Below are 25,515 nucleotides of genomic sequence, written 5' to 3' on the forward strand. Positions count from 1 at the left end.
CCTAGGGAACGCGGGCAATCCACTCGGGCGTGCTGAACTTGGTGCGCACGAGCTCTTCGGCTTTCGCGTACTCCTCGTCGGTGATGTCGCCGGGCGTCGCTCCGTAGAGGCCCGTGAAGGTCGCGATCATCTTGTCGATGATCTCGGCGCGTGACAGGCCCGTCTGACTGCGCAGCGGGTCGACCCTCTTCGCAGCCGACTTCGTGCCCTTGTCGCTCATCTTCTCGCGGCCGATGCGCAGAACCTGCACCATCTTCTCGCCGTCCATGTCGTAGCTCATGGTCACGTGGTGCACGACGGCGCCGTTGCCGAGTCGCTTCTGCGCGGCCCCGCCGATCTTGCCCGTGGGGCTCGTGATGTCGTTGAGCGGCGCGTAGTGCGCATCGATTCCGAGCGCCTTGAGCGCGATGATGACCCACTCGTCGAGAAAGGCGTAGGAGTCGGCGAACGTCATGCCCGAGACCAGGGCAGCAGGAACGTAGATGGAGTAGGTGATCACGGAGCCGGCCTCCATGAACATGGCGCCGCCTCCCGAGATGCGCCGAACCACGTCGAAGCCGTACTTCTCGGCGTTCTCGAGGTCGACCTCGTTCTTCAACGACTGGAAGCTGCCGATCACCACGGCGGGCGACTCCCACTCCCAGATGCGCATGGTGGGCTGGCGACGGCCCTCGCCGACCTCGATCGCGAGCACCTCGTCGAGAGCCATCTGCTCGACCGGCGGGACGGCCTTCGAGTGGATGACCTGCCAGTCGTAGTCGCGCCATCCGGTGGCCTTGGCGAGGGAGCGTCGCACGGCGACCGCAACGGCCTCGGGCGAGAAGCCCAGAAGCTGCGCGCCCTCGGGCAGCGCTGCCTTCACCGCGGCGGCGATGGTCGCGGCATCGGACTCGACCGCCAGACCCTCGATGGCGGCGTTGATCAGGGGAAGCGCGTCGTCGGGCTCGAGAAAGAAGTCACCCGCCAGCCGGAAGTTCGCGATGCGACCATCGACCTGGTCGAGGTCGACGACCACGAGTTTTCCACCGGGGACCTTGTACTCACCATGCATGCAGCCAGCCTACGCCGCTGCAATCAGCGGGTGCGGTGCTCGAGCCAATCGACGAGGCGGTCGGCCACCGCCGCACGGTTCGTCTCGTTGAAGACCTCGTGGCGGGCATCCGGAAAGACCACGACCTCGACATCGGTCAGCTTCGACCGCCGTGTGAAGGCGCGCGCGAGCCGGCGCATGCTGGCGGTGCCGCCCAAGGTGTCGTCGCTTCCACCCATGATGAGCACGGGCAGGTCTCGGCGCATCTCCCGGCCCGGCAGTCCGAACAGCAGCAGGCCGTCGCGCACTCCGAGCTCCTTCAGCGCCTTCGCCTCGAACATGAACGGGTCGCCCGCCGCGGCCGCCTGCATCGCCACATCGCGGCTGAGCCACTCGAAGCCCGTTCCCTGGCCGCGGCCCGGGCGGTGACGCCGCGTCAGGTCGCCGCCGTCCAGCGACCCCGGCATCCGCAACGCCGTGCCCGTGAGCACGACGCCGTCGAACGCCGTCGATCGCGTGTTGACGACCCGCTGCAGCAGCAGCGAACCGAGGCTGTGGCCGAGGGCGAAGAGCGGAACTCCCGGAACCTCGTCGCGCAGCAACCGGGTGAATCGCAGGATGTCTGCCTCGGCCGTGCGCACGCCGTCGGGCCCCATGCGCTGGCCGGGCTGCGTCTCGCCCCCGGGCAGCCGGGCGGTCTCGCCGTGGCCGCGCAAGTCGTGCGCGTAGACGGCATATCCGGATGCGTTCAGCCGGCCCGCGAGTTCGCCGTACCTGCCCGAGTGCTCGCCGAGGCCGTGCACGATCTGCACGACGCCCCGGGGGCGATCGATCGGCCATGCGGAATAGCTGATGGCGACGCCGTGGTCGCTGAGAAACTGGGGCACCCGTTCATTGTGCACCGGCTCAGCTCTCTCGGGTGATCTCCACGGTGACGAAGAGGCTCGAGCCGAAGGGGCCGGCGTAGACGCCGCGCAGCGGAGCCACGTCGTTGTAGTCGCGACCGCGGCCCACCGTGACGTGGCGGTCGCCGATGTCGATGGAGTTCGTGGGGTCGAAGCCCCGCCACTCTCCGCAGTACCACTCGACCCAGGCGTGCGACTCCCCCGCGACCGTCTCGCCGATCTCGGCGTTGGGCTTCGGGTGCAGGTAGCCCGACACGTAGCGCGCGGGGATTCCGACGGAGCGCAGCGCACCGAGGGCGATGTGCGCGATGTCCTGGCAGACTCCGCGCTTGTCGGCCCAGGAGTCCTTCGCCGTGGAATGCACGTGCGTGACACCCTGCACGTACTGCATCTGATCGCCGATCGCCGAGCAGATCTCGAGGGCGGCCTCGCACGGGCTCTCGTAGCGCGACGCGATCTCGCCGGCCAGCTCGACGATGTCGTCGGCGGGGTCGGTGAGGCGGGTCTGCTTGGAGTGCTCGACGAACGCGGTGGCCTTCGCCGAGGCATCGGCCAGCGCCTCCCAGCCGACGGCGTGCGGCTTGTGCGCGCGGGGGCGCACCTCGACGAGGCTGTTGGCGGTGAGCGACAGCTCTTTATGCGGGGTCAGCACCTCGAAGCTCGACACCCGGGTTCCCCAGTAGTCGAGGTAGTTGTGGTTGCTCGACACGGGCGCGATCTCGAGATTCGAGAAGAGCACGAACTGATCGCCCGACGAGACGGGCAGCATGCGCGCCTCGTTGTACGACGCCGCCACCTCGCCCTCGTAGCGGTATCCGGTGACGTGCCGGATGCGGAGCCGGTTCATGTGTTCTCTCCCGTCCAGGAAGGAGCCGCGTTGGTGGGGAAGTAGCGCATGCGAATAGCCTCCGACGCAGTCGACGTGGCGTCCTGCACGCTGTCCATGTGCTTGGGCAGCTCGTGGAGGATGTCCATGATGGGCCGGTACTCGAGCTGGCTGCGGATCTGACCGAGCAAACGCTGAGCGTTGTCGGTGACGCCCACGCGATCGTTGCGCGGTTCGATCGCCCTCAGCGACTCTTCTGCCCGCGACACCGAGAAGATGATCGAGCGGGGAAACAGTCGGTCGAGCAGCAGGAACTCGGCCGCGTTGCGCGCCGAGGGCACGCCCCGATAGGTGCGCAGATACGTCTCGTAGGCGCCGCACGATCGCAGAATGGTCGTCCAGCTCGGGCCGGATGCCTCGGTGAGGCTTCTCGTCGCCAGCAGCCGGGCCGTCATGTCGGCCTGCTCGAGCGAACGGCCGAGGTTGAAGAAGTGCCAGGCCTCGTCGCGGCTGGTTCCCGCCTCGACGATGCCCACCGCGAGCGCGGCGCGCTCGCGCACCCAGCCGAAGAACTCGTGGGTCTTCTCGGCTGCGACCTTGCGCGGCATCTTGGCGCGGGTCGTGTTGAGGCACTCCCACAGCTCGGTCGACACGATCTCGCGCGCCCGGCGGGCGTTCTCGCGGGCCGCGCCCAGCGAATAGGCGATGGATGCGGGATGCGTGCGGTCTACCGCGAGTGTCGCGAGCACGTCCTGGCGCGTCAGCTCCCGCTCGGGGCCGGGCACCTCGCTGCCCATGAGGGCGAGAAGCGATCGGCAGGCGAGGTCTTCCTCGATCCACGGGTCTTCGAGGAGCAGCTGCAGGTGCACATCGAGGATGCGGGCGGTGCCGTCGCTGCGCTCGATGTAGCGCCCGATCCAGAAGAGGCTCTCGGCGATGCGGCTCAGCATTCGTCTGCCCCCTCGTTCCGTTCGTCGCGCCCCTCGAGATGCGCCGCCGGTAGAGGCGGATGCCCCGGGCTCCACCGCGCCTGCTGCTGTTGCTGCTGTTGGTCGTTCTGCGGCTTGTCCTGGGGCGAGTGATCGACCGCGTGCTTGCCGACGATCGGAATCGACTGCGTGTTCGCCGCCTGATCGGCAACCAGCCCCTGGATGTTGCGCGCCGACGACTCGTGGAAGAAGTCGGGCTCGAGTCCGATGACCCAGGTGTCCTTCGATCCGCCGCCCTGGCTCGAGTTCACGACGAGCTCGCCCTCGGGAAGCGCCACGCGCGTGAGCCCGCCGGGCAGAACCCAGACGTCGCTGCCGTCGTTGACGGCGAACGGACGCAGATCCGCGTGGCGCGGCCGCATCCCGTCTTCGACCAGCGTGGGGATCGTCGAGAGCTGAACGACCGGCTGCGCGATCCATCCGCGCGGGTCTGTGAGCAGCCGCTTGCGCAGCGTCTCGAGCTCGGTCTTGGATGCGGCGGGGCCGACGACGAGACCCTTGCCGCCCGAGCCATCGACCGGCTTCACGACGAGTTCGTCGAGGCGGTCGAGCACCTCCTCGAGCGAGGCCGGGTCTTCGAGGCGCCAGGTGTCGACGTTCGGGATGATCGCGGTCTCGCCCAGGTAGTACTTGATGAGGTCGGGCAGGTAGGTGTAGACGAGCTTGTCGTCGGCGACGCCGTTGCCGACCGCGTTGGCGATCGTCACGTTTCCGAGTCGTGCCGCCATCATGATGCCGGGCGAGCCCAGCTGGCTGTCGGCGCGGAACTGCAGCGGGTCGAGATACTCGTCGTCGACCCGGCGATAGATCACGTCGACGCGCATCGGACCGGCCGTGGTGCGCATCCAGACCCTGCCACCCGAGCAGAAGAGGTCGCGGCCCTCGACGAGCTCGACGCCCATGAGTCGGGCCAGCAGGGTGTGCTCGAAGTAGGCCGAGTTGTAGACGCCGGGGGTGAGCACGACCACGTTGGGGTCGTCTACTCCGGCGGGGGCCGAAGCGCGGAGGGCCTGCAGGAGCTTGTTGGGGTAGTCGCCGACCGGGCGCACGCGCATACTGACGAACAGTTCGGGCAGCGTCTGCGCCATGACGCGGCGATTGGAGATGACGTAGCTGACGCCGCTCGGCACGCGAACGTTGTCTTCGAGCACTCGCCAGGCGCCCTTCTCGTCGCGGATCAGGTCGATTCCCGACACCTGGATACGCACGTTGTTGGCCGAGACGATACCCGCGGCCTGACGGTGGAAGTGGCTCGACGAGCTGATCAGCGCCGCGGGAATGACGCCGTCACGCACCGCGTGCTGTGGGCCGTAGATGTCGGCGAGAAAGGCCTCGAGCGCCCTGACCCGCTGCTTGATTCCGGCCTCGACGTTCAGCCATTCCTTCTGCTCGATGACCCGCGGAACGGCGTCGAGCGGAAAGGGCCGTTCTTCACCGGCGAAGTCGAAGGTGACGCCCTGAGCGAGGTACGAACTGGCCAGCGCGTCGGTGCGCCCGCGCAGTTCCTCCTGCGTCATGCGGGCCAGTGCCTGGTACACGTCTTTATAGGCGGCGCGGGCTTCGACGGGTGCCAGAGAACTCGGTTCGGGGAACATTTCGTCCCAGGCGCTCGCGGATCCGCGCGAGGAGCGAGGCTTGAGTGTGGCGCCGTATCCGGCGAACAGGTCGACCATGCCCTGAGCCTAGTGTGGCGGTGTTGCCGGTGTGTTTCGGATGCCGCGGGTCGGGTTCGGCGGCGGATATACGCACCGGATACCCAGGTCGGGCATCCGCTCGATCCGCTCGCCGGCGTTGGGGGCAGTCGCGGTTCTGCCCGTGTTTTCGGGCAAGTGATGTGCTTGGGTTCCCGCCTCGACCCACAGTCGGATCGAGCCGATCTCACCGCACGAATGTATGCGCATCCGACCGCCACAACTAGGCTTGTCGAACACCCGCACGACTCACCGAGGAGACGCATGACCGCGACCATTTCGCTCCAGCTATATACGGTTCGCGAGGCGCTCAGCGCCGATCCGGATGCGACGCTCGGGCGGATCGCCGACATCGGTTTCACCGCGGTCGAGCTCTACGGACTGCAAGAGTTCGGCGACGCGTACGCCGCCGGGCTGGCGAAGCACGGTCTGGCCGCACCGAGCACCCACGTGCCCCTCGCGACCGGCGAGCTCGAGGCATCCTTCGCCCTGGCCGAGAAGCTGGGCGTGCACACGGTGATCGAATCGTTCACCCCGCCGACCCTCTGGGAGAGCCCCGACGCGATCGCCCGCCTGGCAGACCGCCTCAACTCCGCCGTCGAGCCCGCCGCCGCCCGCGGCCTGCGCGTCGGCTATCACAACCACGACGGCGAGATCCGAAACCGCGTCGAGGGCGTCACCGGCCTCGACCACTTCGCGAGCCTGCTCGACCCGCGGGTCGTGCTCGAGGTCGACGCCTACTGGGTGGCCGCGGGCGGCGAAGACGTCGTCGAGTTTCTGCGCCGCAACGCCGACAGGGTCAAGTTCATCCACGTGAAAGACGGCTCGCTCACCGGTGACCTGCCCAATCAGGTGCCCGCCGGACACATCTCGGGAGAGCAGCCCGAACACCTCTCGGGCCAGCTTCCCGCGGGCCAGGGAGTGGTTCCGCTCGCCGCCGGACTCGACGCCGTTCCCGAGCTCGAATTCGCGGTCGTCGAGTTCGACACCTACGCGGGAGACATCTTCGAGGGCATCGCCGAAGGCAGGCAGTTCCTCGTCGAGAGGGGTCTCCGCTGATGAGCACAGCCCCATACAGTCCAATCGGCACTGCCACGCCCACCGGCTCCGGCCCCGTGGGCATCGGCATCATCGGCGCGGGCGCGATCAGCGACCAGTACCTCTCGAACCTCATCACCTTTCCCGACGTGCGCGTCGTGATGATCGGTGATCTGGATGTCGCACGCGCCGCGCAGCAGGCCGACAAATACGGCGTGCCGCGTTCCGGACGCGCTAACGAGGTACTTGAAGACGATGACGTCGAGATCGTGATCAACCTCACGATCCCGGCCGTGCACGCCGAACTCTCCTCCGCGGCGCTCAGTGCCGGCAAGCACGTGTGGAGCGAGAAGCCGATCAGTCTCGACCGCGAGAGTGGCCAGGCCCTGCTCGACCAGGCCGCGGCATCCGGTCTTCGCATCGGCGTCGCGCCCGACACCATTCTCGGACCGGGCGTGCAGAGCGCGCTTCGTGCGATCGCGCGCGGCGACATCGGTCGACCGCTCACGGCGATGACCGCGTTCCAGGGCCCAGGCCCCGAGTCGTGGCATCCGAACCCCGACTTCTTCTTCGTGCCCGGCGCAGGGCCGCTGTTCGACATGGGGCCGTACTACCTCACGACGCTCGCGTGCGTCTTCGGATCGTTCCGCGAGGTGGCCGCCATCGGCTCGCGGGCCCGCGACGTGCGGGTCATCGGATCGGGTCCGCGCGCCGGCACCGAGCTTCCCGTGACCGTGTCGACCCAGATGAGCGCACTCGCCCGTTTCGAGGGCGGCGAATCGTCGCAGAGCATCTTCAGCTTCGATTCACCGCTGCGGCGCTCGGGGCTCGTCGAGATCACCGGCGAGACCGGAACCCTCGTGCTGCCCGATCCGAACACGTTCGAGGGCGTGAGCACGCTGGTACGGGGCGACGAGAGCATCGAGCTGCCCGAGACCGGATTCGCCGGCGGCCGCGGATCGGCTGTGCTGGAGATGGCCAGGGCCATCCGTTCGGGTGGCGCAGATCTGCTGCCGGCCGAGCTGGGCTACCACGTGCTCGACGTGATGACCGCGATGGAGGAGTCCTCGGAGGCGGGCAGTTTCGTGCGCGTCGAGAGCACGGCGCCTGCGAGCCCCGTCCTCCCAGAGTCGTGGGACCCGACGCTGCGCACCCTGTAGCGGCGAGGGCCCTTGCGCGGGAGCATCCGCGCCCGTTCGGCGCATCCGCCCCGGTTCGGCCGGGAGCGGATAACCCCAAAAGGCGCGGATGCCCGCATGCCCGCGCGCCCGAGCGCGGCTCACGCTACAGAAGCGGCAGCACCTGGTCGTAGGCGCCCTCGACCAGGCGAGTCGACACCGTCGAGTCGACGCCGAAGACCAACGTGGGATCCCCCTGCGCTCCTCGGGCGGCGGGCCACGAGGGCTCCGCTCCTGTGACGAAGGCGACGAATTCTCGGTGCATCCGGTCGGCCAGAGCGGTGGGCGGCTCACTTCCGAGAACCGCTTCCACCCCCTCTGCCCCGAAGATGTCGAAGAAGAACGGCAGGTCGATGCAGTGGGCGGCGCCGCCGAGGATCGGCGACTCCCAGTCGAACGAATAGAGCCAGGTGCCGACGTCGGCGGATGCCCGAGCGCGTGCCGTGCGCAGAACCGTGGCTCTGAAGAGCGTGTCGGTCTCCCGGGGAAAGGCGGTCGGCTTGGCCGTGCCATCGGCACCGGGGCTGTCGAACTCGTCGGCGGTCGAGCCGATGAGAAGGGGCTTGTCGAGCCCGTTCACCGCGAGTCCGTCACGAATGGACAGCGGCAACAGCTCGCCGCCGCTCACCGGTGCCAGGGACAAGTCTTCGGCCTCCGGGTGCCGTTCACCCCAGTGAATCACCGCGTCCTGCAACGCATCCGGGTCTATCGAGCCGAAGCCATCCGCAGTCGGCTCGACGCCCAGCGACTCCGCGAGCCTGGCAGAGTGTCGAGTCGCCTCGACGAGGGGAATCGAGATGTCGATGGGTGAGACCGCAATGGCCCGATGGAAGAGCGGCTGAGCCTGAGGACTGGCCAACAGAGCAAGCACAGCGCCTCCCCCAGCAGACTGCCCGGCAACGGTCACCCGATCAGGGTCTCCGCCGAACGCGGCGATATTGTCGCGCACCCACGTGAGGGCCAACATCCAATCGGCGACACCGCGATCGGCCTGGCCATCCAACGCGGCGAAGCCGTCGACGCCCAGCCTGTACGACAACGACACGAACACGATGCCATCGCCGACCAGGGGCGCACAGCCGTACCAAGGGCTCGCGGCGGATCCAGCGGTGTAGCCGCCGCCGTGGATCCAGACGAGCACAGGAGCAGGTTCGCGTTCGATCGCGTCATGCGGAGCGAAGACGTTGAGCGTGAGCGTGTCGTCTCCCGGAATAGAGGGTTCGGGGATCGTCGTGACCGGGTACGGCTGGCCGCGCTGCGGCGTCGCACCGAATGCGGATGCCGAGAACGGCTCGTCGAAAACGGGGCGCGGCATGGGAGCGGCGAAGCGTCGGGAGCCGGTGGGGGCCTCGGCGAACGGAATGCCGAGGAAGCGCGCCTCCCGCCCGTCGGTGAGGCCGACGATCGTGCCCGCCGCGCAGGTGACCTCGTATGTCGGCACGGATGACTCCTCGATCTCGACGGCGCTGAGAAGCACCAGGTGGTGGACCCAGCTCATGCTAACGACGTGCGAAAACGTGTGCCACGCTGCCGCGACGCCGCGTACGCTACAACGGTGGCTGTCGACGATGAGCCGGCTTCTGCCATCTCACCGGATGCGTCGGCCGCGAGCTGCGTCGCCGCATCGGGTGACGAGACCATCGACACAGAAGGACCCCCGTGAGCCACGACTCCGAGCTGAACTGGGCGGGAACGCTCGAGTACAGCGCTGCCGACATCATCGACGCGACCACGATCGATGAGGTCTCCTCGCTCGTCGCCGGCGCGGAGCGCATCCGGGCCCTCGGCACACGGCACTCCTTCAGCGACATCGCCGACACCGACGCCCTGCTCGTGACGGTGACCGGCATCGAGCCCGACTTCGTGCTCGACGAGGAGGCCCGCACGGTGACCGTCGGCGGCGGAACGCGCTACGGCATCCTCGCCCGATTCCTCGAAGACCGCGGCTGGGCGCTGCACAATATGGGCTCGCTTCCGCACATCTCTATCGCGGGCGCCATCGCCACCGGCACGCACGGTTCGGGCAACGGCAACGGTGTGCTCTCGACCGCCGTATCCGCCCTCGAGATCGTCATCTCCGATGGAGAGCGCCGCACCGTGCGTCGCGGCGAGCCGGGCTTCGACGGTCTCGTCGTGGGACTCGGGGCGTTCGGCGTCGTCGTTCGGGTGACCCTCGACATCCAGCCGTCTTTTCAGGTTCGGCAGGATGTCTACCGCGGCCTGCCCTGGGACGTTCTGCTCGACGACCTCGACGGCGTCACCAGCCTGGGCTACAGCGTGAGCGTGTTCACCGACTGGGTCGAGGAGACGATCGCCAATTTCTGGGTGAAGACGCGCATGGATGCCGGCACCGAGGTCGTCGACGAATGGCGGGGAGCCAAGCGCGACATCGTGTCGGCGGGCGCCCTCTGGGAGACGTCGGACGACAATCTCAACGAGCAGGGCGGCAAGCCCGGGCCGTGGCTCGAGCGGCTTCCGCACTTCAGGCTCGACCGCGTTCCGTCAGCCGGCGACGAGATCCAGACCGAGTACTTCGTTCCTCGCGCGCAGGGCGCTGACGCCATTCGGGCACTGCGCGCCCTCGGCCCGAAGATCGCGCCGCACCTCATGATCACCGAGCTGCGCACGGCAGCCGCCGACGACCTCTGGCTGAGCATGGCCTATCAGCGTGACTCGCTGATCATCCACTTCACCTGGAAGAACGAGCCCAAGGCCGTGAAGGCCCTGCTGCCGCAGATCGAGGAGGCGCTCGCACCCTTCGACGCGCGACCGCACTGGGGCAAACTCAACACGGTGGATGCCGCCACTCTCGAGCGCCTGTACCCGCGGCTTCCCGAGTTCCGGGCTCTGGCCGCGGAGTGGGACCCGACCGGCGCGTTTCGCAACGACTACCTCGACAGGCTGATCTTCACGGGCGAGTAGCGCTCGCGCGCCGGGCGCGGCCTCTTTGTGAGGCCCGTTTAGTCCACCAGGTCGCCCGGCTCCTCGGAGTCAGACTCGGACTGCTCTGTCTGATCGCGCAGCCTGTCGGACATCTCGGACGCTCCCTCGGTGCCGGGATCCTCGTCGACTTCTTTGATGAGTTCGGCGAGCTTCTCGTCGCGGGGTGCATCGGAGGACGTGTCAGGAGTCTGGGTGTCGTCGTTCATGAATCCCAGCCTCGTCCCATCCTCGACGCTTGGTCAGCCCCCTTGCCCATCTCGGCGAGCCGTGCTGCGCGCCCGCCGGGCGGCATCGCCGACGCTGCCGTGCACGGTGTTGTCAGCGCGCGACGAGCCGCCCACCCGTGAATGCCGCCGTCGCGTCGAGGATCGTCTGCATCGGCACGTCGATGCCCGCGCTGCCGATTCTGAAACCTCGCTTCCCCAGGTAGCGGAAGATCTTCGGGCTGATCGTCGTCTGCACTCCGGGGCTGTCACGCTTCACGCCCTCGAAGACACGAAAAGTCGCGATGATGTGGCGGCCGCGATGTTTGGCTTCGACCGCGGAGATCGCCTCCCACGGAAGTGCGAGCATCCCCTGGGGCGTGTTGGACGTCAGGCCCGTCGAGTCCAGCGTGAGCACCGGGCCGGCCGCTGCCCGCTCCGTCGCATTGGCCGTCACACGCACCGCAGAGTAGCCCTGATAAACGGCGATGATCAGAAAAGGAAGGCCCGACAGTATCCCCGAGCCGAAGCCGGACGAGGCCCCCATGAGTGCACCGGCACATACGGCAGCGACAGCTGAGAACGCGGCCAGCCCCAATGAGAAGGAGAGCGGGATGCGAAAGGCCCTCTTCACACCCTCGGGGTCGGTTCCTACGACGAGAGGCGGAAACGCGGCAGTATCGGCCTCAGTCATAGCCCCAGTATCGCGGCTGGGCCACTGTGCAAGCTTGTTCGCCCCGGTTCGGCGCCACGACTCTTTCGGGTGTCGGGGGAATAGAGCAGAGTGGTCACAGGTTCTCCCGACGAAGCGAATTCCGTGAGCCATCGCTGGCGCTTCCCTTTTCTTCTCTTCTCAGCCCTGGAGTTCTCGTGACTGATCGCCTCGCCCCACCCACGGACTCCGTGCCGGCCCCCGCCCAGAACGACGCACCCGCGTCGCCGTGGGCATCCGACCCCGCACTGGCCGGGCGCAACCGCCTCGTCATCTCGCTGCTGCTCGTCTCGGCGTTCGTCGTGATTCTCAACGAGACGATCATGAGCGTGGCCCTGCCCGTTCTCATGAAAGACCTCGACATCGCCGCAGAGGCGGCCCAGTGGCTGACGACCGCGTTCATGCTCACGATGGCCGTGGTCATTCCGATCACCGGCTTCCTGCTGCAGAGGTTCAACACGCGCCCGGTCTTCCTCGCCGCCATGGCGCTCTTCAGCGCGGGCACGTTCATCTCGGCGATGGCGCCCGGCTTCGAGATCCTGCTCGCGGGCCGTGTCATCCAGGCCAGCGGAACGGCCATCATGATGCCGCTGCTCATGACCACGGTGCTCAACCTCGTGCCGCCGGCCACCCGCGGCCGCACCATGGGCAACATCTCGATCGTCATCTCGGTCGCGCCCGCCATCGGCCCCACGATCTCGGGCCTCATCCTCAGCGTTCTCGACTGGCGTTGGATGTTCTGGATCGTTCTGCCCATCGCCATCGGTTCGCTGGTGCTCGGCTTCCTCAAGATCCCCAACGTGACCGAGCCGCGCAAGGCTCCCATCGACGTCTTCTCGGTGATCCTCTCCGCGTTCGCCTTCGGCGGTCTCGTCTACGGTCTGAGCTCCCTCGGCGGCGAAAGCGCTGAGGGCGCGATGCCCGGCTGGCTGCCGCTGGCCGTCGGCGTCGTCGCGCTGGCCGCGTTCATTCTTCGCCAGGTCATGCTCGCCCGCCGCGAGAAGGCGCTGCTCGACCTCCGCGTCTTCCGCTCGTCGACGTTCTCGGTGGCCATCGCCATGCTCGCGATCAGCATGATGGCCCTCTTCGGCACGCTCATCATCCTGCCGCTGTACACGCAGAACGTTCTCGGGCTCAACACGCTCTCCACCGGACTTCTACTGCTTCCCGGCGGACTGCTGATGGGCGTTCTGGCGCCGTTCGTCGGTCGCATCTACGACCGTTTCGGCCCGCGCGTGCTGCTGATCCCCGGCTCCATCATCGTGAGCGCGGCCTTCTGGGGCATGACCCTGTTCACCGCCGCCACCGCCTGGGGCTGGGTGCTCGCCGCCCACGTCACCATGAGCCTGGGCCTCGCGCTGCTCTTCACGCCGCTGTTCACCGCCGGACTCGCCTCACTGACGCCGAAGCTCTACTCCCACGGCAGCGCGGTCGTCGGCACAGTGCAGCAGCTCGCCGGAGCGGCGGGAACCGCGCTGTTCGTCTCGGTCATGTCAGCCCAGGCGATCGCACTGTCGGGTGGCAGCACCCCGAGTGCTGTCGACACGGCCGGCGGCATCCACGCGGCCATCATGTACGGAGCGTTCATCTCGCTCGCCGCGATCGTGATCTCCTTCTTCGTGAAGGCGCCCGCGCAGTCCGAGGGTGCGCACGACGCGATGCCCGTCGGACACTAGGTAAAGAAGGCCAGCGGCGCTACTTCCTCCAGCGCCGCCTCTCGAGGTGGCGGGCGATGTCGCGCACGCGCGTGAGAGCCTCGGCCTCTTCGTGCTTCGTGAGTTGTGGTGCCCCGGCCGGGCGGATCTCGAAGCCCGTCTCGGGATCCACCTGCGGTCTTCGCACTTCTCCCTCACGCCAGACCGTATAGCCTGCCGCATGCTCCTGCCGCGAACGCGTGATCCAGTCGCCCCGGGCTCTGACGAATACCACGGCGCCCGCAATGAGAGCGACCACCGCGAAGAGGGCGACCAAGAGCTTGTCATCGCCCGTGAGAAACGAGAACGTCACCACGATCGCGTAACCCACAAGCACTCGCTTAGCCGCGCCTAGGGCTCCCGTTCTGAGTTCGATCGATGAGCGCCCGCGCAGCAGCTCCACTCGGGGAGGAATCTGCGACGGTGGGATCCCCCACGTCGGAACTGCCGATTTGCCGGCGTCGATTCTCCGGACGATCTCGGCGTCCGCGGCCTCGTCGGCCGCTTCAGCCCGACGCTCAACCGAATCGAGCGGCTCGGGCGCGAGCGCTCCGCCCTCAGCGTCTCCCCGCACGACACGGGCGAGAGAAGCAACCAGCGGCTTGCCCAGCCGGGTGAGTCACTGTCGCCACGTCATCTCACAATCATGCTGCCTTGGGCCACCCGTTCTGTGCCGAGCGTCTTCTGCGAGCGTCTTCTATGATCGTGACCAGATTCGAATCGTAGACGGGGGAAGTCATGCGCAACGAAACAGGTCTGAGACTCTCGACCAACACACTCCGCAGCATCGCCGTGACCCTCATGGTCATGGGCATCGCGTTTCTCGCGGGCGGACTGATCTGGGATATGAACGGCGGCCCCAGCTGGCTGCATGCCTTCACCTGGGTCGGTGGATGGGCCTTCGGCTACGGAGTGGTGCTGCTGGTCTCGGCCCGGCGCTCGGTTCTCAAGTAGCTTTTCGCTCCACCGCGGTGGCGGTGCCGCCCGCCGACTTCGGCGCGGCCGGGCCGTCGCATTAAATGAGCGCGCGTTCCTGATCCCAGCAGTACTAGCCTGCTTTCTTTTCTTCGTCATAGTGTCGAGGCGTTCCAACCCGGCCCGTAAGAAACGCAGTACTGATCCGCCGAAAGAAGGACGCTCATGGCCGCTCCCCTCATCACACTCGATGTTCCCTACGGCACGGATTCAGACCCGATGCATCTGCTCGACATCTACGAAGACGCCGAGCGAACGGATGACGCGACTCGCGCGGCGATCATCCTCGTGCACGGCGGCGGATGGTTTCGCGGCAACAAGAGCAAGGAGAAGGTGCTGGCGTCGCTCCTCGTCGAGGCCGGCTACCTGGTTTTCGTTCCCAACTATCGACTCGCACCCGACAACGTCTTTCCTGCGGGCCGCGAGGATGTCCTCGCGGCCGCCGAGTGGGCGCGCGCCTCTGAGCACGCTTTCGATCGCGGACGCGTGGCGTTCTTCGGCGGCTCGGCGGGCGGCAACCTGGTGGTCGAGGCCGCGATAGAGACCGGATGCCCCGCCGTGAGCTGGTCAGGGATCTTCGACCTGGCGGGCATCATCGCGGCGACCGACGCGACGGCCGCCGAGCCGACGACGCAGGATCTCGACGCCATGCGCAGCGCCGACATCAACCAGACGGGCCGCGACGACGCCTTCCTCCGTTGGGTGATCCTTCAGGAAGTCGGCGGCGACCGCTCGGCCCTGGCCGGGGCATCCACCACGGCGCGGGTGACCAGCAAGACCGGGCCCGTGTACCTGGCCAATTCGCTCGCCGAGTTCGTGCCGGTGTCGGATGCCGCCGGGCTGCAGAACGCCCTGTCGTCGGCCGGGGTCGCCAGCACGCTGCAGCTGGTTCCTGGAACCCATCATGCCGAGGGCTACCTGCCGCAGGCCCTGCACGGTTCGCTCGCGTTCCTCGCAGACGCACTGCGATGAGCAGCTCGCTGAGCGGAGTCGGAAACGTCTTCTACTTCGTCGATGACTTCGAGAAGGCCGTGCCCTGGTACTCGGAACGGCTCGGCGCAAAGCCTGCCGTAGAGGCCAGTCAACTGGTGACCTTCCTCGTCAACGGGGTTCGCCTGACCATCCATCGCGCCGACGACTACGACAGCTCCGGCCCTTCCGGGGTCGCCGCCTACTGGACCGTCGACAGCGTCGACGCGTTCGTCGCGGAGTGGACGAGTCACGGCGCCGTCGTGCATCGTGGGCCGAAGACCGTGTTCACCGGCGAGAGGCTCTGCCAGCTCATCGACCCGTTCGGCAACCTCTTCTGCGTCCGCGAAGAGATCGAAGCGACGACGGTGGCACCCGGGCCCGCGGGATGAGCGTCGCGCCAGCCGTATCCACACCGACGGGGCCGCTGGCACCGCTCGCGGTCACGATCTTCCGGTGGCTGTGGATCGCCGACGTCGTCAGCAATATCGGCGGCTGGATGCAGACGGTCGGCGCCCAATGGTTCCTCGTCGAGGACCACGCCTCGCCCGCCATCATCGCGCTGGTCTCGACGGCCTCCGCCGCGCCCGTGCTGTTGTTCGGCATCCCGGCCGGGGTGCTCGGCGAGTTCGCGAACAAGCGGCATCTGCTCATCGGCGTGCAGTCGGCTCAGGCGCTGGTAGCCGCGGGGCTCGCCGTTCTCACGGCCGTCGGAGCCATGACGCCGACGTTGCTGCTGGCCTTCACCTTCGCGCTCGGAGTCGCCTCGGCCGTCCAACTACCCGCGTACCAGGCGTTCGTCCCCGGTGTCGTACCGAAGCCTCTCGTGGGGGATGCGGCATCTCTCTCGTCGATCGGCGTCAACGTCGCCCGAGCCATCGGACCAGCGATCGCCGGCGTCGTGATCGGCTCGTGGGGCATCCCCTTCGTCTTCGCCCTCAATGCCCTGAGCTTCGCCGGACTGCTTCTCGTGCTGATCCTGTTCAAGGGCTACACGCCGCCGACCGCAGACCGGGAGCCGTTCATGTCGGCGACCCGAGCCGGCCTGCGATATGTGTTGCACGCCGCCGTCGTTCGTCGCATCTACTTTCAGCTGCTCATCTTCATCATGCCCGCCAACGCGCTCTGGGCTCTTCTGCCCGTGCTCGCCAGCAGTCGGCTCGCGCTCGACTCCAACGGTTACGGAATCCTGCTGGCCGCCCTCGGAGTCGGATCCATCGGCGGCGCGTTCATCATTCCCAAAGCGCGGGCAGCCCTGGGCACCAACCGGCTCATCATCGCGACGAGTGCCGCGTACGGCACCGGAATCGCGGCGACGGCGCTGTCGCAGACGCTCTGGATCACCCTCCCGGTGCTCGTGTTGGTGGGCCTGTCGTGGATCGGCGTGATCGCCACCCTGAACGGCACCGTTCAAGCCTTCCTACCAGGCTGGGTGCGCACCCGCGGACTCTCGGTTTATCAACTCGTGCTCTTCGGGGGAACGGCCTTCGGCGCCGCGATCATCGGTGCACTCGGTGGTGTCTTCGGTACCGCGCACACTATGGCCGTCGCGGGAATCCTGGTGGTCATCGGCGCTGCCATGCTGCTCATCTGGCCGCTGCACCCCACCGCCGACAAGAGCCGTGCTTTGTTGCCGATGCCCATCACCGACATTCCGCCGGTGGCTACGCCGCTGCCTGGCGATGACGACGCGAGTCCCGACGAGGCGGCTGCAGCCGCGGCTGCGCCCACGGCTCCGGCCGTCAATCACGAACTCGACCCGGCCGGTGCCACGCTCGTCATCGTGCGCTACGAGATAGCCGATCGCGATCGGGCGGCATTCCTCGCCGCGATGCGCACGCTCGAACAGAGCAGGCGCCGCACGGGAGCCCGATCGTGGGATGTCTACGACGACCGCGAGCGTCCCGGCTTCCTCGTCGAGGCATTCCACGTCGGCTCGTGGCAGGAGCATCTCAGCCAGCACCACAACCGCACGACCGGCTACGACACCGAGATCGTCGAGGCGGCACGCAGGCTCTCCGCCTCGCCCCCGACGGTCGAGCACCTCGTCTCGGCCGCCCTCCCGCACCACCAGCACCCTGCCAGTGCGAAACGGACCTCTCCCTAAGCGGCGACCGATCGAGACGATCGACGAGCTGGCCTACTACTCCCGCGCGAAGAGCAGCAGCTCGGGATGGCTGGTCGCGAAGTAGTCGGTCACGCCGTCTTCCCGAACGGCCTGGGGTGCCTGATACTCGGCACGCACCTCGCCCAGGCTGGCGGGTGGCTCTGTCTGTTCGAGGCCGAGCGCCGCGATCGTCGAGTCCCAGGCGCGGATGGCCTGGCCCTCGCCGCCCTCCCACGGATGGAATTCGCGCGAGCGCAGGATCTCCAGTGCCTCTCCGGCGAGTCCGCCCGCCACGAGCAGACCGACATACTCGATTGTGAAGTCGTCTCGACTGAGCACCAGATCGGGGTGCGCTCGAAGTCGGGCGAGCCTCTCCTCGGCGGGGTGACCGAGCCGGGCGGCCAGTTGATCCTGCTCGAAGAGGAGCCGCGCGTCCTGCGGGGCGAGCTCGACCGCCTGTTCGTAGCGACGCCAGGCCGTCTCGTCGTCGTGCGCGACGTTGTAGGCGGCGAGGCCGGCGTTGCGCAACAGCACCGGATGCTGCAGCCCCAGTTCGATCGCGGACTCCCACTCGTCGAGGGCATCCTCTCGCCGGCCGTGTGCGAACAGCAGCATTCCGAGGAGGAACCGGGCCGTCGCATCCGCTGGCTCGACCCGGAGCGACGCGACCAGCGCGTCATGGGCATCGAGGCCGTAGGGGAACGCTCGGGTCAGGTCGCTCTGTCTGGCCCGTCTGCGCTGCTCGGCGGCATCGGCGGCCAGACCGCTCTCTTCGAGTAGCCCGGCCGCCACGTAGTGAGCCAGCGGAACCAGATTGCCCGCGGCTGTGGCCGGCAAGGCGGCGACACGGTCGAGAACGGAGAGTGCTCCGGCGACGTCGCCGGCGGCTCTCAGTTCGAGAGCCACGTCGAAGGCGAGACCGGGGTCGGTGAGATTGGCCCCTCCGAGAAGCGTGCGGATGGTCGGATTCACCGGCTCGAGCACTTGCTGCTCACGCAGCAGAGAGTCCGCGTGCGCGGTGTCGCCGACGCGGCGCAGAACGATGGCTTCGAGCACACAACGGCGACTGTCGTGGGCCGCGACCGACCGCAACGAATCCAGTACGCGAAGCGCTGCGCGGTTACGACCACGACGCGAGAGCGACGCAGCGAGCTCATATCCGGCGCCCGCAGCCCAGGTGCCGTCCCAGCCGGCCTTGCCGAAGTACGCCTCGGCCTCGGCGACACGGCCGAGCCTCTGCGAGATCAGGCCGGCGAGGTAGAACGCCTCGGTGTCTTGCGGGTTCGCATTGCGACGGGTCAACCGGGCCAACGCCACGTCGACCCGCTCGAGTGCGCTCGAGTACTGGCCGGCTCGGTACTCGAGATCGGCGAGCGCCAGGTTCGTGCGCACGTCGCCGTCATCGCGCTCGAGTGCTGCGTTCCAGTAGTCGAGCGGTGAGCGTGTGGGATGCCGGAACTGACTCAGGTGCAGACCTGTGAGATAGAGCTCTTCGACGGTCTCGATCTCGGATGGCGGGAGCGGTTCGTCGGCGACCCACGGCTCCTCGTCGGCGACGACGGTCTGCGACCACCGCACGAGCGACCGCCCCGATGCGTCGAGGAGTTCGACCACCGTGGAATCGGTCAGAGCATCGAAGTCGATCACCGCCGGTGTGCCGGGCGCGAGGTCTGCGATTCTCGATGCCGTGATCGACTCTCCGTCGCTCACCCGAAGCGTCGCGCCTTCCTGCGGCGACGTGACGGCGAAACTGGCCGAGGGCCGGGCGCCTCGCTCGACGTGCACCGCGGCATCCGGTGTCGCCTGGTGAGCCGCCCCGATCGCGGGAAGCGGGTACCAGTACTGGGTGAAGACCTTCGTCTCGCCGGGCAGGAGCCAGCTGAAATCGGGCTGGTTGTCGGTGAACACACCGGCCATGAGCTCGACGTACGGGCCGTCGTCGTCGGTGAGCTGCGCATCCCACGCATGACCGAAGGCTGCGTTGCCCCACGTCCACTGCTTCTTGCCGGGCGAGAGCCGCCGTTCCGCCCAGTGCACGAAGCCCGCGCCTGCCGCGTGGTCGTAGCCGCCGAAGAAGTCCTGCTGCGAGTCGACGATCATGTAGGAGGTCGGCACGGGGATGTTGCGGTAGAAGTCGATGCGATCGGCACCCGGTTCTGCCTCGGCGAGCGCGGCGTAGTCGACGCCGTAGTAGGGGCGGTCCGCCGCCGGAAAAGCGGTGAGAGCCCGACGGGCGTGATCGGCGACGTAGCGCACGTCGTCGGGGAAGAACGACTGGTAGTCGTCGTTCACTCGCGCCGCGACGTTCGCCCACCAGAGGAAGGTCTGGCGTTCGCTCGTTCGGTTGTGCAGCCGTACCGCCAACTCGACGACGCTGCTGCCCGGCCGGAGCCGGACCCCGTGCTGCCCGACCATCCGGGTGAACGGGTCGTGGTCGGCGCACCAGACGGTCACGGATCCGTCGTCGCCGTACTCGATCGTCGTTTCGACGGGGAGGTACGTGGCCGGCCGGTGGTGTTGCGGCCAGTTGAATTCCACGCCGCCCGATACCCAGGGGCCGGCCAGACCGACCAGAGCAGGCTTGATCACGTTGTTGCGGTAGAAGAAGTCGTAGCCGGTGGTCTTGTCGTACCCGATGTGGATGCGCCCGCCGAGTTCTGGCAAGACGACGAGTCTCACGTACTCGTTCTCGAGGTGAACGGCCTGCCACTGCCGATCGTGCGCCTCATCGGAGACGTGCTCGGTGAATGGGATCGGATAGACCTTGCCGCTCGAGCCCTGATAGACCCTCCGGTCGAGGTACATGGGGTACGCGCTGGGTTCGTCGGTCTCGTACGTGCGGATGCTGAGGGGCTCGCTCCACGCGATGGGCCGGCCCGCCTCGAGTTCGGGCCGCAGCGCATTCGGCGCCTCGGGGAGGACGATCTTCGCTCCCGGGTACTCGGGCGACGGATCGGAGCCCGCGGGCATGGTCGTTTCGACGGTCATTTCGTGCGCCTCATTCGATGTCGGCAGTCGGAGGTGATGCGGTTGGGGGTGCGGTTCAGACGCCGCTGGATCAGCCGGGGATTCCGATGCGTCGCTCGCCCGATCGCAGCTGCTGGATGACCACTGCCACGACGAGCAGGGTGCCCTGCGCGACGTTCTGCCAGAAGGTGTTGACGCCGAGGAGTGTCATGCCGTTCGTGAGAACGCCCAGCAGGATGACGGCGAGGATGGTGCCCGCGATCGCGCCCTTGCCGCCCTTGAGCGCGGCGCCTCCGAGAGCTGCGGCAGTGATCGCCTGCAGCTCGAGGCCCTCGGAGCCCGAGATCGGCTGGCCCGAACCCGTGCGGGCCGTGATCAGGATTCCGGCGATCGCAGCGACCGCACCCGTCACCATGTACACGCCGATGATGTACCGGTTGATGTTGATGCCGCCGAGTCGCGACGCGATGTTGTTGCCTCCGACGGCGTAGATGTTGCGACCGATCGTGGTGTACCGCAGCACGACGTGCGCGAGCACGGCCACCAAGACGAGCACGAGGATCAGCGTCGGCACGCCCAGCAGCGTTCCCCGGGCGAGGAAGACGAAGAAGGGGTCTGCCCCGGTGTAGCCCTGCGCCCGACCATCGGAGATGAGCTGGGCGATTCCCTTGAATGCGGCCAACGTGGCGAGCGTGGCGATCACTGGGTTGACCCGGCCGAACACGATGATGCACCCGTTGACGAGCCCACAGACCACGCCGATCGCGACGGCTCCGAGAACGCCCATCGCCGCCGACGACGTCGATGTGAAGATCATGGCCGACGTCACCGAGGCGAGGCCCGCTATCGATCCCACCGAGATGTCGAGCGCACCCAGGATGATCACGATGGTCTGCACCACCGCGAGCAACCCGACGATCGCGATCGCCGTGCCGATGACCTTGAGGTTGGGCACGGTGAAGAAGAGCGGGTTCTGAATGCCGATGATGGCGACCACCAGCACGATGGCGAAGATGAGCGAGATGTTCTGCACGCCGACGGTCGTGATGACACGTCTGAACGCGGAGACGCGTTCGACCTCCGGCTCTTTCGGGGCGGGTGGTCGGGTGTCGGTCTGTGCAGAGAGCACGGGGGTGTCCTTTCGGCTGACGGTGTTCATGCGGCGACGTCCTCGTCCATCGCAAGGGCCAGAATGCGTTCTTCGCTCGCTTCGGAACGAGTGAGCTCACCGGAGATGCGACCGGCCGCCATCACGTAGATGCGGTCCGATACTCCGAGCACTTCCGGGAGCTCGCTCGAGACGACGATCACGGCCACGCCCTGGTGGGCGAGCTCGTCGATGATCGCGTAGATCTCGGATTTGGCTCCGACGTCGATGCCTCGAGTGGGCTCGTCGAGAAGGAGCACCTTGGGTGTCGTGGCGAGCCATCGGGCAAGCACGACCTTCTGCTGGTTGCCACCCGAGAGGTTGCCCACCATCTGTTCGGCTGAGGGCGTGCGGATGCGCAGTCGATCAATGTAGGTCTTGGCGAGGGCGCGTTCGGCCCGGCTGCTCACGAAGATCCAGCGAGACAGGGAGCGGAGCACCACGAGTGCCGCATTGTCGCGTACCGACCGCTGCAGCAGCAGGGCCTCGGCCTTGCGTTCTTCTGGGGCGAAGCCGATGCCGGCCCGGATGCTGTCGGCGGGTTGCCGGATTCGCCAGACGTGGTCGTCGACCACGATCTCGCCGGTCGCGACCTGATAGTCGCCGGCGATCGTCTTCATCAACTCGCTGCGCCCTGCACCCACGAGTCCGGCGACGCCGACGACCTCGCCGGCTCTGACCGTGAGGTCGATGCCGTCGACGTATTGGTTGCCCACGTTCCGTAGCTCGAGAACGGTCTTGCCGAGGGGTGCGGGCTCGCGGTGGAAGAACTGGCTGAGGTCGCGGCCCACCATCATGCGCACCAGCTCGTCGTGATTCGTCTCGGCGACGAGTTGCGTGCCCACGAAGGAACCGTCGCGAAGTACGGTGATGCGGTCGGCGAGCTTGAAGATCTCGCCCATGCGGTGCGATACGTAGGCGACCGCGATGCCCTCGGCCTGCAGCTGGCGGATGAGAGCGAACAAGAGTGTGACCTCGTCGTCGCCCAGCGAGGAGGTGGGCTCGTCGAAGCAGATGATCCGGGGTTTGCTCACGACCGCGCGCATGATCTCGACGATCTGCCGTTGGGCGGGCGAGAGCTCGGAACCGAGCGCTTCCGCCCGGATCGTGCGGTCGAAACCCCAGCGCTTGAGTTCGTCGCGCGTGCGCCGAAGCAGCGCCTTGCGGTTGTACGCGACAGACCCGAGACTGCCCACGAAGATGTTCTCGGCCACCGAGACCGCGGCGATGATCTCCGGCTCCTGCGCGATGACCCGCAGGCCGGCGGCGCGAGAGTCGGCCGGATCGCCGAAGACGGTGGGTACGCCGTCGATGCTGAGAACACCGTCGTCTGGCCGGAAGTCGCCGTTCAGGATCTTGAGCAGCGTCGACTTGCCGGCGCCGTTCTCACCCATCAGGGCCGTGACCTCGCCGCTGCGCAGCTCGAGTTCGACTCCTCGCAGAGCGCGAACGGGGCCGAAGCTCTTGGTGATGCCTGTCGCGCGGAGAGCGATGGGTTCGTGCGTCATTGCATGTCCTTTGTTGTTGCTGGCCGAATGGGCGGCGATCCGAGGCGAGGGCGACAGAGTGTGCGGCGCCCTCGCCTCGATTCGCTGCTAGGTGCAGACGACGCCCTTGGCTTCCCAGTTCGTGGCGTCCACGATCTCGGTGTTGGCGATCGAGACCGGGGGCAGGGCAGTTCCGTTGCGCAGCAGATCGATCATCGACGTCGCCGCGGCCTTGCCGACCTCGACACCCGAGATGAACAGCGCGGACTTGTTGCCCGTCTCCTGTCCGGCGTTCCAGTCCTTGCAGGTCAGGTATGCACCGAGGCCGACTCCGACGATGTTGTTGGGCGAGACGCCCGAGTTCTGCAGGGCCGTGACGACACCCGTCTCACTCTCGTCGTTGCAACCCCAGACCACCCAGTTCTTCACGCCGGCGTTGGCCGTGATCACGGCACCCGCCTTGTCCTGAGCATCCGTGGCCGAGTTGTCGGTTCCGATGTCGATGATCTCGGGACCGTCGGCGACCGCTTCGGCGAAGGCGCTGGCCGCGCCGTCGACGCGCTGGGTGCAGACGGAGAGGTCTTCTTTGTAGGCCGAGAGGATGCGGGTGTCTGCTGCCGTCCAGCCTGCCTCCGTGTAGAGACGGGCCGCTTCGGCGCCGACCTTCTCGCCCATCGACGTGCCGTCGAAGCCCGAGAACGGAGCGGCTGTGCCGGATGCGTCCTCGATCGTGTCGTCTGCAGCCATGATCGGGATGCCCGCCTCTTTGGCGAGCTGCATGACCTGCGGGCCGATCTGCTGGTCGGGTACGACGATGATGATGCCATCGACCTTCTGTGCGATGGCGGCCTCGACCTCGGAGATCGCCTTGTTCGAATCGGTGCCGAGGTCGACGACGTTGATGCTGATGTCGCCATCGGCCTTCGCCGCCTCCTTCGCTCCGTTCGCCTCGTCGATGAAGTACTGCTGGTCGCCCTGCTTCTGAAGGAAGGCGATGGTGAGCGGTCCGTCTTTCGGGCCCGCGGCTGCGCCCGTCGACGTGTCGCTCGATTCCATGCCCGAGGTGCATGCGGTGAGGGCCAGCACGGCGGCGGCGGCCCCGACTAGCGCAATCCGCTTCCACGAGCGCGTTGCTGTGTGACTGTTCATCCGTGATTTCCTCATCTTCTTTGACTGGCCGGCAACGGAGCCGGAGGGTGACCTGTGCGGTGCTGGCGGAAGCGGGTCGGCCATGCCGACGGTCGTGCCGCACCTAAACGATATGACTGGGGTCGCCCGTGGATTGAGCACAAATCGACGCAATCACCTAGACGATTCTCTGACTCGTGTCGTCTTGCATCGTGGGGATCGCCCGATGCGCGTCAGCGATCCTGGAACGCCGCCCGGTACTGACTGGGGCTCGCGCCGTTGATCGCGCGGAAGTGACGCGAGAAGTAGAAGGGGTCGTCGTAGCCCACCGCATTGGCGATCTCGGCGACCGACGCGTTCGTCGTGATCAGCAGCTCACGCGCACGCGCACTCCGAAGACGCTTGCGATACTCGACCACGCTGGTTCCCGACGCCTGCCGGAACCGTGCCGAGAAGTGCGAGTCGCTGAACCCCGCCATCGTGGCGAGCTCCGCCACACTCGCGGTGCTGTCGAGGTTCTCGCGCAGATAGTCCTGCACGGCGAGAATCGGGTCGCCCGCCTCGGAGGTTCCGCGAGCGCGGTCGGCCGCGAGTTGCGCGAGCACACCCCAAGCGGCACCGGATGCGGAGCGGAGACTGGCGACTGTATCGTCGCGCTCGAGAGACACCAAGACGTGCTCGAGCGCGCCTCGCACGGCGTAGGGATCGTGGGCCGGCATCACCGGCGAGCAATCCGCCGACGAGCCGGCGATCGCCGCGACGAACGCGTCGCTGTCGAGACCGACGACGTGCATCCACCAGATCGTCCAGGGGTCGAGCGGGTCGGCGCGATATCTGTGCGGAATCCCGGCGGGAATCACGACGACGTCACCGGGTGAGACACCGAATCTCTGCCCTTGGAGTTCGACATGCCCCGTTCCATCGGTGCAGAGGATGACGACGACCTCGTCGGCGCCGCGAGGGCGTGACCGGCCGTGGGCCGCCGCGTGCGGAAAGTGCCCGGCATCCGTCACCAACAGCCGATCCGTGATCGGCTCGGCAAGCGCCTCGACGACCCGCGGCCTCGGGAGCACGCGCAACCTCTGACCGGGGAAGCCATCGCGGATCAGCACGCGCGCCATACTAGGCGGTCGCGGGCGTTTCAGCTCGGAACAGCAATCCGCGACACATTGCGGACCAGTTCGGGCGCACGTCGGAGTGGCGCGTTTGCGCCCCTGACCCCCTACTCTGTGGCCATGACGCAATCTCCCCCTGCCCAGCGACGATCGAAGCCGAACATCACCTCGGCCGTAGTCTCCCTCGCCGCCGGAGTTGCGTCCATTCCTGTCTTCGTCTTCGGATTCACCATCGCCGCGTGGGTGTGCGCTCTCCTTGGACTCTTTGCTGGGATAGCCGGAGTACGACGCGCCCGGGGGACGACTCCGGGACTCCCCCTGGCTATCGTCGGCCTCGTCGTCTGCTCCATCATGCTGCTCACCCTGGCGGGCATGCTCGTGCTGTTCCTCACGCGCCCGTGGCGGTATTGA

At 67.3% G+C, this 25,515-nt stretch carries 23 protein-coding genes; 9 read left to right on the top strand and 14 right to left on the bottom strand.

All coding sequences use genetic code 11. The features are described 5' to 3' along the window. Nucleotide 1 precedes the first annotated feature (1 nt). The 5 genes from ASE64_RS05145 to ASE64_RS05165 are packed head-to-tail and all read right to left on the bottom strand — an operon-like array spanning nt 2 to nt 5,423. The gene (locus tag ASE64_RS05145; protein ID WP_055776724.1) at nt 2-1,051 is read right to left on the bottom strand and encodes a lipoate--protein ligase family protein; all 1,050 of its coding nucleotides are present in this window, start codon (nt 1,049-1,051) and stop codon (nt 2-4) included. A 23-nt stretch (nt 1,052-1,074) separates the two neighbouring features. Beyond that, entirely contained in the window at nt 1,075-1,917 is an 843-nt protein-coding gene (locus ASE64_RS05150; protein WP_235480498.1) for an alpha/beta hydrolase, read from the bottom strand. Nucleotides 1,918-1,936: 19 nt separating this feature from the next. Next, nucleotides 1,937-2,782 carry a transglutaminase family protein gene (locus ASE64_RS05155; RefSeq protein WP_055776727.1) on the bottom strand — a complete coding sequence of 282 codons (846 nt, stop codon included), beginning with the start codon at nt 2,780-2,782 and terminating at the stop codon, nt 1,937-1,939. Next, nucleotides 2,779-3,711 (bottom strand): alpha-E domain-containing protein, encoded by a 933-nt coding sequence (locus ASE64_RS05160; RefSeq protein WP_055776729.1) that lies wholly within the window; start codon nt 3,709-3,711, stop codon nt 2,779-2,781. Before ASE64_RS05160 ends, ASE64_RS05155 begins: the two co-directional genes overlap by 4 nt. Next, complete coding sequence (locus ASE64_RS05165; protein WP_082465905.1) at nt 3,705-5,423, bottom strand: circularly permuted type 2 ATP-grasp protein; 1,719 nt, start codon at nt 5,421-5,423, stop codon at nt 3,705-3,707. Before ASE64_RS05165 ends, ASE64_RS05160 begins: the two co-directional genes overlap by 7 nt. Before the next feature lie 282 nt (nt 5,424-5,705). On the opposite strand from ASE64_RS05165, the gene ASE64_RS05170 reads away from it, so the two are divergent. Together ASE64_RS05170 and ASE64_RS05175 are read left to right on the top strand one after the other, a co-directional pair. Continuing rightward, nucleotides 5,706-6,500 (top strand): sugar phosphate isomerase/epimerase family protein, encoded by a 795-nt coding sequence (locus ASE64_RS05170; RefSeq protein ID WP_055776733.1) that lies wholly within the window; start codon nt 5,706-5,708, stop codon nt 6,498-6,500. Next, nucleotides 6,500-7,639, top strand: a complete 1,140-nt coding sequence (locus ASE64_RS05175; protein WP_055776738.1) for a Gfo/Idh/MocA family protein — start codon at nt 6,500-6,502, stop codon at nt 7,637-7,639. The genes ASE64_RS05170 and ASE64_RS05175 overlap by 1 nt, the downstream gene beginning before the upstream one ends. Before the next feature lie 124 nt (nt 7,640-7,763). Here the strand turns inward: ASE64_RS05175 and ASE64_RS05180 are convergent, their stop codons facing one another. Then, nucleotides 7,764-9,155, bottom strand: a complete 1,392-nt coding sequence (locus ASE64_RS05180) for a carboxylesterase/lipase family protein (RefSeq protein ID WP_055776741.1) — start codon at nt 9,153-9,155, stop codon at nt 7,764-7,766. A 161-nt stretch (nt 9,156-9,316) separates the two neighbouring features. Here ASE64_RS05180 and ASE64_RS05185 point away from each other — a divergent pair, with 161 nt between their 5' ends. Next, entirely contained in the window at nt 9,317-10,579 is a 1,263-nt protein-coding gene (locus ASE64_RS05185) for a D-arabinono-1,4-lactone oxidase (RefSeq protein WP_055776744.1), read from the top strand. A gap of 38 nt (nt 10,580-10,617) precedes the next feature. On the opposite strand, the gene ASE64_RS05190 is transcribed toward ASE64_RS05185, so the two are convergent. Beyond that, nucleotides 10,618-10,806 (bottom strand): hypothetical protein, encoded by a 189-nt coding sequence (locus ASE64_RS05190; RefSeq protein WP_055776747.1) that lies wholly within the window; start codon nt 10,804-10,806, stop codon nt 10,618-10,620. 112 nt (nt 10,807-10,918) lie between these two features. Beyond that, the gene (locus ASE64_RS05195) at nt 10,919-11,497 is read right to left on the bottom strand and encodes a hypothetical protein (RefSeq protein ID WP_055776750.1); all 579 of its coding nucleotides are present in this window, start codon (nt 11,495-11,497) and stop codon (nt 10,919-10,921) included. A gap of 176 nt (nt 11,498-11,673) precedes the next feature. On the opposite strand from ASE64_RS05195, the gene ASE64_RS05200 reads away from it, so the two are divergent. Then, on the top strand, nt 11,674-13,191 hold the full coding sequence (locus ASE64_RS05200) for a DHA2 family efflux MFS transporter permease subunit (RefSeq protein WP_055776753.1): 1,518 nt from the start codon (nt 11,674-11,676) through the stop codon (nt 13,189-13,191). Nucleotides 13,192-13,210: 19 nt separating this feature from the next. On the opposite strand, the gene ASE64_RS05205 is transcribed toward ASE64_RS05200, so the two are convergent. Further along, nucleotides 13,211-13,783, bottom strand: a complete 573-nt coding sequence (locus ASE64_RS05205; protein ID WP_055776756.1) for a hypothetical protein — start codon at nt 13,781-13,783, stop codon at nt 13,211-13,213. A 164-nt stretch (nt 13,784-13,947) separates the two neighbouring features. Here ASE64_RS05205 and ASE64_RS05210 point away from each other — a divergent pair, with 164 nt between their 5' ends. The 4 genes from ASE64_RS05210 to ASE64_RS05225 all read left to right on the top strand — a co-directional run bounded on the left by ASE64_RS05210 (nt 13,948) and on the right by ASE64_RS05225 (nt 17,260). Beyond that, complete coding sequence (locus ASE64_RS05210) at nt 13,948-14,163, top strand: hypothetical protein (protein ID WP_055776759.1); 216 nt, start codon at nt 13,948-13,950, stop codon at nt 14,161-14,163. Between the two features lie 186 nt (nt 14,164-14,349). Next, on the top strand, nt 14,350-15,156 hold the full coding sequence (locus tag ASE64_RS05215) for an alpha/beta hydrolase (protein ID WP_055776761.1): 807 nt from the start codon (nt 14,350-14,352) through the stop codon (nt 15,154-15,156). Continuing rightward, nucleotides 15,153-15,545, top strand: a complete 393-nt coding sequence (locus ASE64_RS05220) for a VOC family protein (RefSeq protein WP_055776764.1) — start codon at nt 15,153-15,155, stop codon at nt 15,543-15,545. Before ASE64_RS05215 ends, ASE64_RS05220 begins: the two co-directional genes overlap by 4 nt. Next, nucleotides 15,542-17,260, top strand: a complete 1,719-nt coding sequence (locus ASE64_RS05225; protein ID WP_055776766.1) for an MFS transporter — start codon at nt 15,542-15,544, stop codon at nt 17,258-17,260. The genes ASE64_RS05220 and ASE64_RS05225 overlap by 4 nt, the downstream gene beginning before the upstream one ends. A 36-nt stretch (nt 17,261-17,296) precedes the next feature. Here ASE64_RS05225 and ASE64_RS05230 read toward each other — a convergent pair whose 3' ends face one another. From ASE64_RS05230 to ASE64_RS05250, 5 genes are all read right to left on the bottom strand, one after another. Next, on the bottom strand, nt 17,297-20,248 hold the full coding sequence (locus tag ASE64_RS05230) for a DUF5107 domain-containing protein (RefSeq protein WP_055776769.1): 2,952 nt from the start codon (nt 20,246-20,248) through the stop codon (nt 17,297-17,299). A gap of 70 nt (nt 20,249-20,318) precedes the next feature. Then, nucleotides 20,319-21,386: an ABC transporter permease gene (locus tag ASE64_RS05235; RefSeq protein ID WP_055776772.1), complete on the bottom strand. Its 1,068-nt coding sequence runs from the start codon at nt 21,384-21,386 to the stop codon at nt 20,319-20,321. Further along, complete coding sequence (locus ASE64_RS05240; protein ID WP_055776774.1) at nt 21,383-22,882, bottom strand: sugar ABC transporter ATP-binding protein; 1,500 nt, start codon at nt 22,880-22,882, stop codon at nt 21,383-21,385. The genes ASE64_RS05235 and ASE64_RS05240 overlap by 4 nt, the downstream gene beginning before the upstream one ends. 87 nt (nt 22,883-22,969) lie before the next feature. Next, entirely contained in the window at nt 22,970-24,010 is a 1,041-nt protein-coding gene (locus ASE64_RS05245; protein ID WP_082465906.1) for a substrate-binding domain-containing protein, read from the bottom strand. Between the two features lie 212 nt (nt 24,011-24,222). Next, a complete protein-coding gene (locus tag ASE64_RS05250; RefSeq protein WP_082465907.1) occupies nt 24,223-25,110 on the bottom strand; it encodes an AraC family transcriptional regulator in 888 nt (295 codons plus the stop codon). Between the two features lie 114 nt (nt 25,111-25,224). On the opposite strand from ASE64_RS05250, the gene ASE64_RS05255 reads away from it, so the two are divergent. Then, nucleotides 25,225-25,515, top strand: a complete 291-nt coding sequence (locus tag ASE64_RS05255) for a hypothetical protein (RefSeq protein WP_156351648.1) — start codon at nt 25,225-25,227, stop codon at nt 25,513-25,515.

This window comes from Agreia sp. Leaf210 (genome assembly GCF_001421485.1).
Classification (GTDB): domain Bacteria; phylum Actinomycetota; class Actinomycetes; order Actinomycetales; family Microbacteriaceae; genus Agreia.